The following is a 13,962-nucleotide window of genomic DNA, read 5'->3' as shown; positions in this document are numbered from 1 at the left end:
GGAGGGGTGTCTTAGATAAGCCTGGTTTGTTCTAGCAATGCTTCTTTGCTTGTAGTAAAGGCATCGCCATTATAGGTGTAAATCTGTATTACAAGTTTATCTTGATCAATTTCTACCCAGTTAAAGCGATTCTCCTGTTCTCTCAACCGGGAAGATAGGGCGGTAGAGGCACTTAGATAAGTGGTTTTATGATATACATCCCCCAGCGCGGTAACGGATGCATGGTGGGCGTGGCCTGTCAAAACCAAATCCACTTTGAGTTTATGTAAGGCGCGCAGTGCTTTCTTTGCACCAAAAACAACCGTATCCACAGGTGTATTGAGTGCTTCATGAATCGGATGGTGAAAAACACATACCCGTCTTTTTGCCAAGCTTTGGTTATAGACATTCTTCAAATCTTTAAGCTGAGCACTTGATATAGCGCCATTGGCCCAATTCCAGTGGGGTAAGATAGGCCGCGCTGAATTAAGACCGGCGATAATGACATCATTCCTTTCATGAACGGGACACAAGTTTTCATCAATGTGGCGTTTATATTTTTTATAAGGGTCAATAAAACGCTCCCATAGATCATATCTGGGAATATCATGATTCCCAGGCACACAAAAGGTGGCTGCAGGAAAACCATCTAAAAAATTTTTTGCAGCTTCGAACTCTTGGGTCGATCCGGTTTGGGTGAGATCGCCGCTAACGATGATAATATCCGGGAGGATGCCCGTGATTGCATATTTGAGCTGCTGTACGATCTCCGGTGTTTCCGCGCCAAAATGCAGATCCGACAGATGAATAAGCTTCATACAGCAGTCATAATACCATGTTGCTCGGTTGTGGATGCTAAGCCTGATTGGGCATTAAATAGATAAGAGTGCTCCCCGTATGCCATGTGAGCTGCAATAGAAGTGGCAGAGGCACCCACCCGGCCTAAGATGGTCCTGCTGGCATGCTGGAGGAAACAGGGCCAACAGAACCAAAAGCCGGATTATATATTATTAGGTCCCTGTGGCTCTTTGCTGTATTGCATAAAAGCGCCGCACACGACTAGCCCCTATCCAACCGCCGATGATCGCCATCGCTAAACCGAGCAGACTACTAATAAATGTCGCCCATAGGATGGCTTGAGTATAGGTGGCTATGGTATCTAGGCGCTGTTGAACTTCTTGTTCCACTCCATTAATGATAGCATTGATCTCCGCTTCCGAAAGGTTGGTATTAACTGCCAGCACGTCTTTTGCTGCCTGGGTATTACCTTGCAAAAGTTGCATTGCGGCTGCTTGTAAAGTCTGGGCGTCCAACTGCTCGATGGCGCGCTCCACTTCCTCTGGCGATACACCTTCCTCAGCGGTTCGAGCAGTGATTTCACTGGCTTGACGTTTAAGTTGTGCCTGAATTTGAGTAACAAAAGGTGATGTCGCTCCATTGTCAGTCTCTGCCGTTGCGCCTACCGCCGCTGCCGGTACTACTGCAGCGCCGCCACTAAGCAATGCTGAACCCGTTTGCATTAACCCGGCAATACCTGCATAACCGAGAAAAATCAGCAAGATTATACTCACGCCCCACACGGTAACGCCGTGCAGCATACCAATGATTTTGACCGTCTTATCTGCTAACCGTCCGGCGAACCATCCACCAAGAAAAAAGGTCACTAGTGCAGTCAGTAGCAACCAAATAATAGATCCCCAGCCTAAGCCTTCCTCCATTGCCTTAGAGTCGAAGGTATCAGCAATACTGAGTCCAATTGCTGAACCCAGCAATACCATTAGCCAGCTTACACTGATTACGACTACGAGGCCGGCTATAACAGCGCCCCAGTTTATTTGGCCCGGATGCTCAACAGTAGTAACCGTCCGCTCAACATGGTCCATAGGGATTTGCTCTTCACGTTCTAGATTACGTGCCATAAAAGCTTACTCCTTTCATTTTAGGGTTTGGCTTGCAGAAAGTCTTTCTACGTACGTAGCGTATTAATTTATTCATTGAGCAAGGCTTGGGCCAATTTTATAGAGGATGGAAAAACAGCGGATTTAAAGGCCTAAATAGGATTTCAGTCCCCCTATGATCTAGGCTTGTCTGCCATTTTTTTCAGAGTTTTTTGTAATTCTTACAAGGCTAGATGGCAGTGGATCAGAGGATTTTTTGATACTTCTGCACAGCCATGCCGGGCTGTTAACTTGACAAGATTGGGGCAGAAGCTAGGCTTTAGTAATGTGTTTTATTTTTTTATTTCTCTTGTGCGTGCATTAATCTTTGGCATCGTTGATTACTAAGGTGAAGCTAGATGGGTAGTATTTTAAAATTTTTTGGCAGCGTGGCCGGCATTATTTTTCTTATTGGTTTGCTAGTGGTTATCGGGTTGCTCGCTCTGATCTTCTAGAGAGGTGTAGGTTGGTTTGTAAAGGTTTTGCTGTAGCAAAGGTGACTAAATGGTGTTGCTGCATTTTTATGCAAATACCTGAGTAAGTACTAGATTATCTGCCGCCCCCCTTTCTTGCTTAGCTGAGATGAGGGAGCGTTTCTAAATTAGCTAGCAATTTTGTATTTTGCAGAGGCACAATCACATCGAATTCAGGTTTGGCGTACCCTTACCATACCATTTTTACCTTACCATACCGTTTTTACAAGGCTCAATAAAAATTGGTTGCCCCGTCTCGCTCCTAGGTATGGAGTTGATAGACGCGCACCGCCGCTTAGCTTTTTAGGCATGGCATTGTTGCGGGCTCAACCCTTTCCGTTAATTACTAGGCCCCCTGTCATTCATAAAGTACAGGAAGTAAGGCCAGGAAGCCTACTTTCTTGTTGGGAATAGTTTCATGGTTATAGTCTTTAGTTTTTTATTCTTTCTCGCAGTATTTGCATTTATTGGTTTATTGTCGGCGCGCAAAGCACAGGGGAACCGAAGCGATTATTATGTTGCTAGCAATTCGGTTAAGCCTTGGCTTGTAGGTTTGTCGGCGGTGGCTACTAACAACAGTGGCTACATGTTTATTGGTGTTATAGGTTATACCTATACAGTTGGACTGGCTTCAATATGGCTTGTGGTTGGCTGGATCCTGGGTGATTTTTTAGCCTCGCAGTTCATTCACCGGCACTTCCGGGAGGCTACTGCCCGGACTGAGGAGGTGACCTACGGGGGTGTACTTAGCCAGTGGTATGGCACCGAGCTAAATCGGTTGCGCCGCACAGCAGGTCTTATCACCGTGATCTTCCTCGGTACTTACGCAGCAGCACAGCTTAATGCCGGCAGTAAGGCACTGTACGTGTTATTCGATTGGCCCTTCTACGCGGGAGCGCTTATAGGCGCGATTCTAGTCGTCGGTTATTGCTTTGCCGGGGGCATTCGTGCTTCGATTTGGACTGATGCGGCCCAGTCCTTCGTCATGTTCGGGGCCATGCTTACCTTGCTTTACGCCACCGTGACGGCCCTTGGCGGCCCGAAAGAGGCTTGGGCGGAAATGGGCGAAATTGAAGGCTTTCTGAATTGGACCCCTACAGATACGCTTGTTCCTGGAGTAGCCGGCCTTGCCTTTTTTGTCCTCGGCTGGTTATTTGGTGGTTTCTCCGTGGCAGGTCAGCCCCATGTTATGGTCCGATTTATGGCACTGGATGATCCTAACCACATGACTCGGGCACGTCTATATTACTATCTGTGGTATACATCATTCTATTTTATGGCCACAGGCGTGGGAATGCTCTCGCGCGTGTATTTACCGGAATCACAGAACTTTGATCCGGAGTTAGCCCTACCGACCATAGGTTTGCAATTGTTGCCTGATATGTTGGTGGGGTTGCTGCTAGCGGGTATTTTTGCCGCGACGATGTCCACGGCAGATTCGTTGGTATTAGCGTGCTCAGCGGCATTCACCCATGATTTACTGCCACAACGCCTTGAGAATATGGGCGAGATAAAGACGGCCACTGTGGTGGTTACAGCATTGGCACTGGCAATTGCGCTCAGCAATAATGAGGATGTGTTTACCCTGGTTATCTTATCCTGGTCATTTCTGGCCTCCGCTTTTGTGCCTTTGTTATTGATTTATATTATGGGTGGCAAACCCACAGACCAGCAAGCTTTGACTATTCTAAGTATGGGTGTCGGTGTGGCTATTGCCTGGCGCTGGTTGGAGTTCCATCATGCTCTCTATGAAGGGATGCCTGGGATTCTAGCGGGCCTGGCAACTTATGGTGTGCTACGCCTGTTTGGAAAGGTCGATACTCTTTCAAAGGGAGAATCGAGCACCAAATAGCCCTAAGTCGTAGCTTCCATCATGAAGGTTGGAGGTGACCTTCGTTGTTGTCTACTTTTAGCGATGGATACTTAGAGAATCGCTGCTTTAGGGATTGGGTATGGAAGTCATGAATTAAATGGCGTCCCCAAGGGGATTCGAACCCCTGTTACCGCCGTGAAAGGGCGGTGTCCTAGGCCGTCTAGACGATGGGGACAAATTCTGTTTGTGGCTAGGCTTACTCACCTTAAGTGGGTAGGCCTAAATGCCTGGTGGAGCCAGGCGGGATCGAACCGCCGACCTCTTGCATGCCATGCAAGCGCTCTCCCAGCTGAGCTATGGCCCCTCCAAAGAAACGCACACTCTACGAGTTTAGCGGCAATATGTCAAGCTCCATTCTATCCTTGGCTTAAAAAGTTTGAAGATCAGTAGATTCTATGCGATTTTTACGCGCCATATTAATAATAATACTCATGCTGCGTGGAACAGAAAAAGAATACTATCTTATTTGTGGGGCTCTTTTCTTTCCTTTTGGGATTAGTTCCTATGGCTAGGGCACAAATACCTCAGTGGGAAAAATGTGAGCGGTTTATTGAGCCGACCTCAGAGGCGTTGTTAGACCCGGAGCCTAAGGGCCCCGTGGATGTTACCGCTGATCAAGTTGAAGTGGAGAAGGAGGGACTCTCTATTTTTAGCGGCGATGTCAAATTTAGACGCCGGGGGCAGTGGCTAGATGCGGATGAGGTGCTTTATAACAAGCCAACTAATACGGTGGAGGCTTTTGGTGATGTGCGCTATCAAGATGCTATGATGGATGTTATCAGTGACTCCGCTAAAGTGAATTTGGAGACGGATGTTGGCGTCGCCGAAAATGCCCGCTATTTTTTGCGAGATTACCATGCTCGTGGAGTAGCAGCTGAGGCGGAGCGAGAGGGTTCCGTCAAGACAGAGTTGCAAGGTGCCACCTTTACGACTTGCGATATTGGGGATAATGCTTGGCAGTTGAAGGCAAGCCAGGTGAGCCTGGATCACGAAGAAGGGGTGGGCTGGGCTCGCCATGCCCGTCTCAAACTGTGGGATGTTCCCATACTCTATGCCCCCTTTCTGCGCTTTCCCATTGATGATCGGCGCAAATCTGGGTTTCTGGTGCCCTCCGTGGGGAGTTCCAGTAACTCGGGTGTGGATATCAGCACACCCTATTATTGGAACATTGCCCCGGATCGGGATGCAACTATTACCCCCCGCTACTTGTCCGAGCGGGGCCCCATGCTGGCAGGGGAGTTGCGTTATCTTAATCCTCGCAATCATGGTAGAATTCTAGGCTCGATTTTGCCCCACGATGACAAGAAGGGTGATTATCGCGGCGCTTTTTCCTATCAGCATACCGGTAGCCCTTGGTCGCGTTGGTTTACCAATCTGGATATCAATCTCGTTTCTGATGACACCTATTTTGAGGACTTAGGTAATAGCCTGAGCATTGCCAGTACTACCTACCTTAATAACCAGCTAGATGTTAGCTACCAAGGTGAGGGTTGGTATGCCCTAGGGCGTTTCCAAAGTTTTCAAACCATTGACAGGACTATTCCTGGCTTTTCTCGCCCGCACCAACGGCTACCTCAGTTGTTGGTGGACGGTTATTTTCCCGATCAATTTTTGGGGTTGGATTTCGACTTTCACGGCGAGGTGGTAAACTTTCAGCGGGATGCTCTACCGAACGGGGTACGTTTAGACTTGTGGCCTACTGTGAGTTTGCCCTTCCGCACTCCCGGCACCTTCTTTACCCCTAATATTGGTGTGCGGGATACCCGTTATTTCCTAGATGATACCCCTCCGGGTACGGACAACACGCTCAGCCGTACCTTGCCCATTTTTAGCATAGATACGGGCGCTATTTTTGAGCGATCACTGGCTTTGTGGGGCAGCCGTTTGCGCCAGACTTTAGAACCGCGCGCCTACTATCTTTATATTCCTTTTGAAAATCAAGAAGATTTTCCGGTTTTTGATAGCGCTCCATTGGATTTTTACTTCGCTCGGCTATTCCAACCTAACCGTTTCACGGGAGCGGATCGCCTGAATGATGCCAATCAACTAACTCTAGCGGTCACTACCCGTTTGCTACAGTCCAGCACGGGGGATGAACTGCTGCGGGCTTCCATCGGCCAGATTCAATTTTTTCGTGATCGTAAGGTCACCTTGCCTGACTTCTCTGAAGAGACTGATTCAAGTTCTGCCATCATTGCGGAAATGGCTGCTCGGTTGGCGCCGGAGTGGTTGCTGCGAGGTGAGTTGCGCTTTGATCCCCATGAGGAGCGGGCTGATTTGGGTACTGCCGAACTGCGTTATCGTGGAAAAGGGGGGAGCCTGCTGAATATGGGTTACCGCTTCCGTCGGCAGTTGTTGGAGCAGGTTGATATCTCTGGCCGCTATCCGATTACGAAGAATTGGAGTGTTGTCGGACGTTGGTATCATTCAATTGCCGATGATCGGCTCCTTGAAGTCTTGGGGGGGGTGGAGTATGACAGTTGTTGTTGGGCGATACGCCTGGTGGGGCGCAGTTACATTACCAACATTGAGGGGGATAGGAACAACTCGGTTATGGTCCAATTGGAGCTAAAAGGATTAGGTAATTTGGGACAAAATGTGGAATCGTTACTGAGGCGGACAGTGTTAGGCTACGGAGAACAGTTCTAACTGGCAGTCTCTTTCGTGCGCACAGCGCATGAATGTGCAATCATATACAGGTAAAGTTTTGCTGTTAATCCCACTGTGAAGCTGATGGAGTAGCTATGCGAAGATTGCTCGTTGCTGTCCTTGCTCTATCTTGGTCTATGGGGAGTTTTGGGGCGACCATTCTCGATCGTATTGTGGCGGTAGTGAATGAAGAAGTCGTACTGAAAAGCGAATTGGACCAGATGGTCCATACGGTTCAAGAACAGTTGGTGGTCAAGGGAACGTCGCTCCCGCCAGATTATATGCTAGAGCAGCAGGTGTTAGAGCGGCTGGTGATGCAACAGTTGCAGTTGCAGTTGGCCGCACGTACCGGCATCCGCGTCGGTGATGAAACTCTCAATCAGGCCTTGCGCCGAATCGCTGAGGATAACGGGCTAACTCTTAGCCAGTTTCGTGATGTCTTAGAACAAGATGGTTATGACTTTCCTTCTTTTCGCGAAAATATTCGCAGGGAGTTGATCATTTCTCAGCTCCATAAGCGGGAGGTTAACGATCGTGTGACCGTGAGCGAGGCGGAGATCGATAATTTTTTGACAACCCAGAGAAAACAAGGCAATCAAGACGTTCAATACCAATTGGCCCATATTTTGGTTGCAGTGCCTGAAGCGGCCTCTCCAGAACAGCTCCAGGCGGCTCGGACTAGGGGGGGACAATTATTGCATCAGTTGCGGGAGGGAACGGATTTCGAGAAGGCGGCAATCGCCTATTCCGATGGGCAACAAGCCTTGGAAGGAGGTAGTCTGGGTTGGCGCAAAATGGGTCAGCTCCCGACCTTGTTCGTTGATGTGGTCCCCAAACTTCAAGTAGGTGAGATAAGCGAATTAATTCGCAGTCCCAGCGGCTTCCATATCGTCAAGCTTCTGGATCGCCGAGGGGAAGAGCAACAGGTTGTGACTCAGACGCATGCTCGCCATATTCTTGTTCGTACCGACGAACTGACCAGCAATCGGGATGCTCAGTTACGCCTTGGCCAGTTGCGCCAGCGAGCTTTTCAGGGGGATGATTTTTCTGAACTGGCACAAGCCCATTCCGATGACAAAGCCAGCGCCTTAAAAGGGGGTGATCTGGGTTGGATTAGTCCGGGCCAGATGATCCCCCGCTTCGAAGAAGTGATGATGTCCCTGGACCCGGGGGAGATCAGCGAACCTTTCAGGACTCAATTTGGTTGGCATGTGGTTCAAGTGCTGGACCGGCGGCAGCAAAACATGACTGAGGAATTCAATCGGAATCGGGCTCGGATGGAGATTCGCCAGCGTAAAATCGAAGAAGAATTGGAAAATTGGTTGCGGCAGCTCCGGGATGAGGCCTATGTGGAATATCGTCTGGATAGCTGAAGGACGTTGTCTTTCCCTATGACTATGCCCTGTCTGCGGCTGGTGCTCACTCCTGGTGAACCTGCTGGAATTGGCCCCGATATCTCGATCCAGTTGGCCCGCCACCGGCGGGAATATGAACTGGTGGTGGTGGCCGACCCCGAGGTCCTTACTCAGCGCGCACGACAGCGGGGGCTAGCGCTAGCCCTTGATCCCTATGATCCCGCCCAGCCGCCGGAGCCGGGGATACCCGGGAGGCTGAAAATACTACCGCTGCAGGCCCCTGCGCCAGTGACTCCAGGCCGTCTGTCCCCTGCTAACGGAGCTTACGTCTTGGACGGCTTGCGGCGCTCTGTGGCGGGATGTTTGCAGGGAGAATTTGCCGCTTTGGTTACCGGTCCCGTCCATAAAGGGGTGATCAATCAGGCGGGAATGGCTTTTACCGGCCATACCGAGTTTCTGGCCGGGCTTTGTAATAGCCCCCAAGTTGTGATGATGCTGGCAACTCCTGGGTTGCGGGTCGCCTTAGCCACCACCCATTTACCCCTGCGTGAGGTCAGTGCTGCTATTACCCCCCAGAGCCTAGAAGGTACCCTGCGGATATTGCATCGTGATTTGAAGCAGCGCTTCGGAATCCCCGAGCCCCGTATTTTAGTCTGTGGACTGAATCCCCATGCAGGAGAGGGGGGGCATTTGGGGCGGGAGGAAATCGAGATCATCGAGCCGGTCCTGGAAACCTTGCGGGCGGCGGAGGGAATGCAACTTTTGGGACCATTACCCGCGGATACGGTATTTGTGCCTCGCTACTTGGAAAATGCGGATGCGGTGCTCGCCATGTATCATGACCAGGGATTGCCTGTGCTTAAGCATCTGGGCTTTGGGCAGGCAGTTAATATTACTTTGGGATTGCCGATTATTCGCACTTCGGTGGATCATGGCACAGCCTTAGACCTTGCCGGCAGCGGCCCGGTGGATAGCGGCAGTCTGGAGGCAGCTGTCAAGGCCGCCTTGGAACTGGCAAAGAGACAATGAATATTCCAGGCTACCAGGCGCGCAAGCGCTTTGGGCAGCATTTCCTCCATGATAAACAGGTTATTGATCGCCTGCTCAGAGTTATTCATCCCCAATCGGGCGAGTTAATGGTGGAGATTGGCCCGGGTCAAGGGGCCTTGACTCTTCCTCTGCTTCGTGGCCTGGGGCATCTTGAAGCGATTGAGTTAGATCGGGATTTAGCGGCCTACCTGGTCGAAAGCTGCGCCTCGGAAGGGGATTTACGCCTGCATAATGTGGACGCCTTAGCCTTTGATTTTCGTGCCCTTGTTCGGGAGCAGAACCAGCGCCTGCGGGTGGTGGGCAATTTACCCTATAACATCTCAACCCCCTTGTTGTTTCACCTATTGGCCCAGGTCGAGGTCTTGGAGGACATGCATTTTATGCTACAACGGGAAGTGGTAGTTCGGTTGGCCGCCAAACCTGGGGGTAAGGATTACGGACGCTTGAGCGTGATGGTGCAGTTTTATTGTGGGGTCGAACCCTTATTCACGGTGAAACCTGGAGCTTTTATGCCCCCACCAAAGGTGGATTCGATGGTGGTGCGCTTGAAACCCTGCCGACCATCCCTGGCACCGGAAATTCCCCACGCCGCTCTCAATCGGGTGGTTTCCCAGGCCTTTTCCCAGCGGCGTAAGACTCTGGCCAATGCCCTCAAGGGCCTCTTGGGTTCCGCCGATTTAAAAATTCTTGGAATGGATCCCCGGCAGCGGCCGGAGACGGTGGATTTGGAACAGTATCTTGCTCTGACCCGTTATTGGCTAGAGCATCAATAGGTCGTTTTATAAAACCGGATAGCCTTCTTGTTCCAGCAGTTCGGTCAAACGAATGAGGGGGAGGCCAATCAAGGTGTTTGGGTCGTCTCCTTGAAGGCATTTGAAAAGGGCGATTCCCAATCCCTCGGATTGGAAACTCCCGGCACACTGATAAGGACGCTCCCGTTGAAGATAGTGCTTTATCTGTTTTTCCGTGAGTGGGCGAAATTGAACCCGAAAGGGTTCAACAGTGGTTTTGGCTTTACCAGTGGTAGTATTGAATAGACAAAGCCCAGTATAAAAGATCAGCTCCCGTCCTGAGGCAGCCCGCAGTTGTTGCAAAGCCCGTTCGTGGGTCCTTGGCTTTCCCAGAATCTGTTCATCCAGAACCGCCACTTGATCGGAACCAATGACCAAAGCATGGGGAAATTCAGCCCCTACCGCCCGTGCTTTAGCCTCCGCTAGGCGGGCCACTAATTGCTCGGGCTGTTCTTGGGGTAGAGGCGCTTCATCAATGTGGGGAGCGCCGGTCTCAAAAGGCAAGCCCAAGCGTTCTAGCAAGGCGGCCCGATAGGGAGAACTCGAGGCGAGGACGAGGGTCGGAGACGCTAAACTCATTGGGGGTTGCTTTCGATCTCAAGCAGTCGTTCTTCTGGGGTCACGTAATCCCCTTTGGCCACATGGAGGGTCGTTACTTTACCCCCAATAGGAGCCACGATTTCCGTTTCCATTTTCATCGCCTCGACTACCAAGACCGGCTCCTTAGCGGCCACCTGCTGGCCGGTTTCTACCAGCACCTCCACAATGGTCCCCGGCATGGAAGTGGTCACATGGCCCGGTGCCGTTGCTTTGGGTCGGGAGCCCGTCTTTTTCCCCGGAACGGTGGCTTCATCCTGGGGTGTGGGCGCTTCCGATAGGGTTTCTAGCAACAGCTCTTCTTGCAGTCCGTCCACGTAGACATGGAACAAGCGTTGACCGTCTGGATGCAAACCGCTGCCGCTGACCCGAACGTTGTAGGTTTCGCCATGGCGAGTAATATTGAACTCAATGGGAACGCCCCCTTTTTGGCCGTGCTCAGGCGGTGGGTTGAGGGGCTCTGGCTGCAAGGTGCCGGCAGCCCGCTCTTGCAGAAAGGTTCGGCCAATTTCTGGGAACATGGCATAGGTCAGGACATCTTCCTCTGATTGGGCCAAGTCGCCGATTTCCTGCTTAAAGCGTTCCATCTCTTCCGGTAATAGATCGGCGGGGCGTCCTTCAATGACGGGCGTGTTGCCAATGGCAAGCTGGCGTACACTGCCGTTAATAGAGCCAGGAGGTTGGCCATAGCGGCCTTCCAGGTAGAGCTTAACCTCGTTGGTAATATTCTTGTAGCGCTCGCCAGTCAGCACGTTAAGCACCGCCTGGGTCCCCACGATTTGGGAAGTGGGAGTCACTAGGGGAGGATATCCCAGATCGCGGCGAACCCGGGGAATTTCTGCAAGTACCTCATTCATGGCCGTGAGCGCCCCTTGATCTCGCAGTTGATTAGCCAGGTTAGAAATCATTCCTCCAGGTACCTGATTGAGCTGGACTCGGGTATCCACCCCCGTATAGTCGCTCTCGAATTGTGCATATTTGCCGCGCACATCCCGGAAGTAAAAGCCGATCATTTGCAGGAGTTCTAGATCTAAACCCGTATCAAAGGGGGTGTCTTTAAGGGCGGCCACCATGCTTTCGGTAGGTTCATGACTGCTGCCGCCCGCAAAGGCAGAGATGGCGGTATCGATATGGCGGCAGCCGCACTCGATCGCCTTAAGGTGACACATGCTGGCCAGTCCGGCAGTAGAGTGAGTATGGAGGTGGAGGGGTAATGACACCGAATCCACGAGGGCGGAGACCAACTCGGCGGTGGCAAAAGGAGTGAGAAGTCCCGCCATGTCCTTAATCACAAGACTATCGCAGCCCATCGCCTCCAGTTCTTTAGCTTGAGCGACAAAGGTCGCAATATTGTGGACTGGACTGACCGTGTAACAGATAGCCCCTTGGGCATGCTTGTCGGCGCCTTTGACGGCCTCGATGGCAGCCCTGAGATTACGCAAATCATTGAGTGCATCAAATATTCGGAAGACGTCAATCCCCCCAGCCGCCGCCTGCTGGACAAAGGCCTGCACCACATCGTCTGGGTAGTGGCGGTAGCCCACTAGATTTTGCCCTCGCAGGAGCATCTGTAGGCGGGTATTGGGGAGCGCCTCCCGTAACCGGGCGAGACGTTGCCAGGGGTCCTCCTTAAGAAAGCGTAGACAGCTATCGAAAGTGGCTCCTCCCCACACTTCCAAGGACCAGTAGCCCACTTTGTCGAGTTCTGGACAGATGGGCAGCATGTCCTCAGTGCGGAGCCGGGTGGCGATAAGGGACTGATGGGCATCGCGCAAAATGGTGTCGGTGATATGTACCCGGGACAAGGTTCAACTCCTTCGGCTCAAGATCAAGCTCCCATGTGAGCGGCGATGGCTGCAGCGACTACGGCTGCTAGCTCCGGCTCACGGGTATCGGCGCTGTAGTTCAGCAATTCCGGGTGATTATCCACGAAGGAAGTATCAAACTCTCCCCTTCGGAACTCTGGTGAGGCCAGAATTTTTCGATAATAGGGAATCGTGGTTTTAACGCCATAGATACCGATGTCATGCAAGGCCTGGTGGGCACGATTGAGTAATTTTTCCCAGCTCATGGCCCAAACCGTGAGTTTGACACACAGGGAGTCGAAATAAGGGGGTAAATCATAACCGGTGTAAATAGCTCCATCGGTGCGTACGCCTGGACCGCCTGGTGCGTAGTAACGGGTGATGCGGCCAAAGCTAGGCAAAAAGTCATTTTTAGGATCTTCAGCATTAATGCGAAGTTCCATCGCATAGCCCCGATGTTGGATATCTTCTTGCCGGTAGCTTAAGGATTCACCGGCTGCAATGCGCAGTTGCTCTTGGACGATGTCTACTCCCGTGATAGCTTCGGTGACCGGGTGTTCCACCTGCAGCCGTGTATTCATTTCCATGAAATAGAAATTGCCCTGGGCATCCAGTAGAAATTCCACTGTGCCGGCATTACGGTAACCCACCGCCTGGCAGGCTTTAACGGCCAGCTTGCCAATTGTGGCCCGTTGTTTCTCGCTGAGCTGAGGAGAAGGGCCAATTTCAATCAGTTTCTGGTGGCGCCGTTGAATAGAGCAGTCCCGCTCGAACAAGTGAATGGCATGGCCTTGGTGATCGGCCAGGACCTGGACCTCAATATGGCGTGGGTTAACCACACATTTTTCTAAAAAGATTTCCGTGCTGCCAAAGGCCTTTTGGGCTTCAGAGACTACCCGCTCGTAATTACGGCCTAGTTCTAGGGGGGAATTACAGCGGCGAATACCTCGCCCACCGCCACCAGCGGTAGCCTTCAGCATGACGGGATAGCCGATTTGCTCAGCAAGGCTTAGGGCTTCCTCTAACCCCCCTAAGCTGGTGTGACTGCCAGGGACGATGGGGATGCCCGCCGCCTCCATAGTATGGCGGGCTTCGATTTTGTCGCCGAGGCAGTGAATGACCTGGGCGGGGGGACCCACAAAGCGGATCCCGTACTGTTCGCAGCGCTCTGCCAAGCGGGGATTCTCGGATAAAAATCCGTAGCCGGGGTGGATAGCATCGCATCCGGTGGCACGGGCGAGGGCGACGATACGGCGGGCATTAAGGTAGCCGGCCAGGGGATCTGCGCCTACATTATAGGCTTCGTCCGCTTTCTTGACGTGGAGGGCATGGCGGTCCACGTCCGTGTAGGTCACCACAGAAGTAATGCCCAGTTCGGCGCAGGCACGGATAATACGTACTGCGATCTCGCCTCTATTAGGAATTAAAAGTTTTTTAATCAAAAAATTAATCC

11 protein-coding genes and 2 tRNA genes are annotated in these 13,962 nt (G+C 51.6%); 6 read left to right on the top strand and 7 right to left on the bottom strand.

Features of this window, described 5'->3' with window-relative positions; translation table 11 throughout:
* Positions 1–11: 11 nt before the first annotated feature.
* Positions 12–797 carry a metallophosphoesterase family protein gene (locus tag E3U44_RS14695; RefSeq protein ID WP_134358874.1) on the bottom strand — a complete coding sequence of 262 codons (786 nt, stop codon included), beginning with the start codon at positions 795–797 and terminating at the stop codon, positions 12–14.
* 192 nt (positions 798–989) lie between these two features.
* Positions 990–1,898, bottom strand: coding sequence for a V-type ATP synthase subunit E family protein (locus tag E3U44_RS14690; protein ID WP_240761517.1), 909 nt, complete (start codon positions 1,896–1,898; stop codon positions 990–992).
* A 377-nt stretch (positions 1,899–2,275) separates the two neighbouring features.
* On the opposite strand from E3U44_RS14690, the gene E3U44_RS20790 reads away from it, so the two are divergent.
* Both E3U44_RS20790 and E3U44_RS14680 read left to right on the top strand, forming a co-directional pair.
* The gene (locus E3U44_RS20790) at positions 2,276–2,371 is read left to right on the top strand and encodes a small membrane protein YohP (RefSeq protein ID WP_476703565.1); all 96 of its coding nucleotides are present in this window, start codon (positions 2,276–2,278) and stop codon (positions 2,369–2,371) included.
* Positions 2,372–2,807: 436 nt separating this feature from the next.
* Positions 2,808–4,241, top strand: a complete 1,434-nt coding sequence (locus E3U44_RS14680) for a sodium/proline symporter (RefSeq protein WP_134358873.1) — start codon at positions 2,808–2,810, stop codon at positions 4,239–4,241.
* A 119-nt stretch (positions 4,242–4,360) separates the two neighbouring features.
* Here the strand turns inward: E3U44_RS14680 and E3U44_RS14675 are convergent.
* Together E3U44_RS14675 and E3U44_RS14670 are read right to left on the bottom strand one after the other, a co-directional pair.
* Positions 4,361–4,437, bottom strand: a tRNA-Glu gene (locus E3U44_RS14675).
* Between the two features lie 53 nt (positions 4,438–4,490).
* Positions 4,491–4,566: transfer RNA gene (locus E3U44_RS14670), tRNA-Ala, on the bottom strand.
* A gap of 134 nt (positions 4,567–4,700) precedes the next feature.
* On the opposite strand from E3U44_RS14670, the gene E3U44_RS14665 reads away from it, so the two are divergent.
* The 4 genes from E3U44_RS14665 to rsmA all read left to right on the top strand — a co-directional run bounded on the left by E3U44_RS14665 (position 4,701) and on the right by rsmA (position 10,089).
* Positions 4,701–6,911: an LPS-assembly protein LptD gene (locus tag E3U44_RS14665; RefSeq protein WP_134358872.1), complete on the top strand. Its 2,211-nt coding sequence runs from the start codon at positions 4,701–4,703 to the stop codon at positions 6,909–6,911.
* Positions 6,912–7,006: 95 nt separating this feature from the next.
* Positions 7,007–8,284, top strand: a complete 1,278-nt coding sequence (locus E3U44_RS14660; RefSeq protein ID WP_134358871.1) for a peptidylprolyl isomerase — start codon at positions 7,007–7,009, stop codon at positions 8,282–8,284.
* A gap of 24 nt (positions 8,285–8,308) precedes the next feature.
* The gene (gene pdxA, locus E3U44_RS14655) at positions 8,309–9,295 is read left to right on the top strand and encodes a 4-hydroxythreonine-4-phosphate dehydrogenase PdxA (RefSeq protein ID WP_134359859.1); all 987 of its coding nucleotides are present in this window, start codon (positions 8,309–8,311) and stop codon (positions 9,293–9,295) included.
* Positions 9,292–10,089 carry a 16S rRNA (adenine(1518)-N(6)/adenine(1519)-N(6))-dimethyltransferase RsmA gene (gene rsmA / locus E3U44_RS14650; RefSeq protein WP_134358870.1) on the top strand — a complete coding sequence of 266 codons (798 nt, stop codon included), beginning with the start codon at positions 9,292–9,294 and terminating at the stop codon, positions 10,087–10,089. Before pdxA ends, rsmA begins: the two co-directional genes overlap by 4 nt.
* 6 nt (positions 10,090–10,095) lie before the next feature.
* On the opposite strand, the gene E3U44_RS14645 is transcribed toward rsmA, so the two are convergent.
* The 3 genes from E3U44_RS14645 to E3U44_RS14635 are packed head-to-tail and all read right to left on the bottom strand — an operon-like array spanning position 10,096 to position 13,951.
* Positions 10,096–10,686: a Maf family protein gene (locus tag E3U44_RS14645; RefSeq protein WP_134358869.1), complete on the bottom strand. Its 591-nt coding sequence runs from the start codon at positions 10,684–10,686 to the stop codon at positions 10,096–10,098.
* Positions 10,683–12,509: a sodium-extruding oxaloacetate decarboxylase subunit alpha gene (gene oadA, locus E3U44_RS14640; protein WP_134358868.1), complete on the bottom strand. Its 1,827-nt coding sequence runs from the start codon at positions 12,507–12,509 to the stop codon at positions 10,683–10,685. Before oadA ends, E3U44_RS14645 begins: the two co-directional genes overlap by 4 nt.
* Before the next feature lie 23 nt (positions 12,510–12,532).
* The gene (locus E3U44_RS14635; protein WP_134358867.1) at positions 12,533–13,951 is read right to left on the bottom strand and encodes an acetyl-CoA carboxylase biotin carboxylase subunit; all 1,419 of its coding nucleotides are present in this window, start codon (positions 13,949–13,951) and stop codon (positions 12,533–12,535) included.
* Between the last annotated feature and the right edge of the window lie 11 nt (positions 13,952–13,962).

This window comes from Nitrosococcus wardiae, from assembly GCF_004421105.1.
GTDB lineage: Bacteria > Pseudomonadota > Gammaproteobacteria > Nitrosococcales > Nitrosococcaceae > Nitrosococcus > Nitrosococcus wardiae.
Note: the sequence above shows the minus strand (reverse complement) of the source record. Positions and strands in the feature narration are given on the sequence as shown.

Excerpts from the sequence above, each read along its gene's own strand:
- E3U44_RS14660 (WP_134358871.1), top strand. The coding sequence starts at position 7,007 with ATGCGAAGATTGCTCGTTGCTGTCCTTGCTCTATCTTGGTCTATGGGG.
- E3U44_RS14695 (WP_134358874.1), bottom strand. The coding sequence starts at position 797 with ATGAAGCTTATTCATCTGTCGGATCTGCATTTTGGCGCGGAAACACCG.
- E3U44_RS20790 (WP_476703565.1), top strand. The coding sequence starts at position 2,276 with ATGGGTAGTATTTTAAAATTTTTTGGCAGCGTGGCCGGCATTATTTTT.
- E3U44_RS14645 (WP_134358869.1), bottom strand. The coding sequence starts at position 10,686 with ATGAGTTTAGCGTCTCCGACCCTCGTCCTCGCCTCGAGTTCTCCCTAT.
- rsmA (WP_134358870.1), top strand. The coding sequence starts at position 9,292 with ATGAATATTCCAGGCTACCAGGCGCGCAAGCGCTTTGGGCAGCATTTC.
- E3U44_RS14690 (WP_240761517.1), bottom strand. The coding sequence starts at position 1,898 with ATGGCACGTAATCTAGAACGTGAAGAGCAAATCCCTATGGACCATGTT.
- pdxA (WP_134359859.1), top strand. The coding sequence starts at position 8,309 with ATGCCCTGTCTGCGGCTGGTGCTCACTCCTGGTGAACCTGCTGGAATT.
- E3U44_RS14680 (WP_134358873.1), top strand. The coding sequence starts at position 2,808 with ATGGTTATAGTCTTTAGTTTTTTATTCTTTCTCGCAGTATTTGCATTT.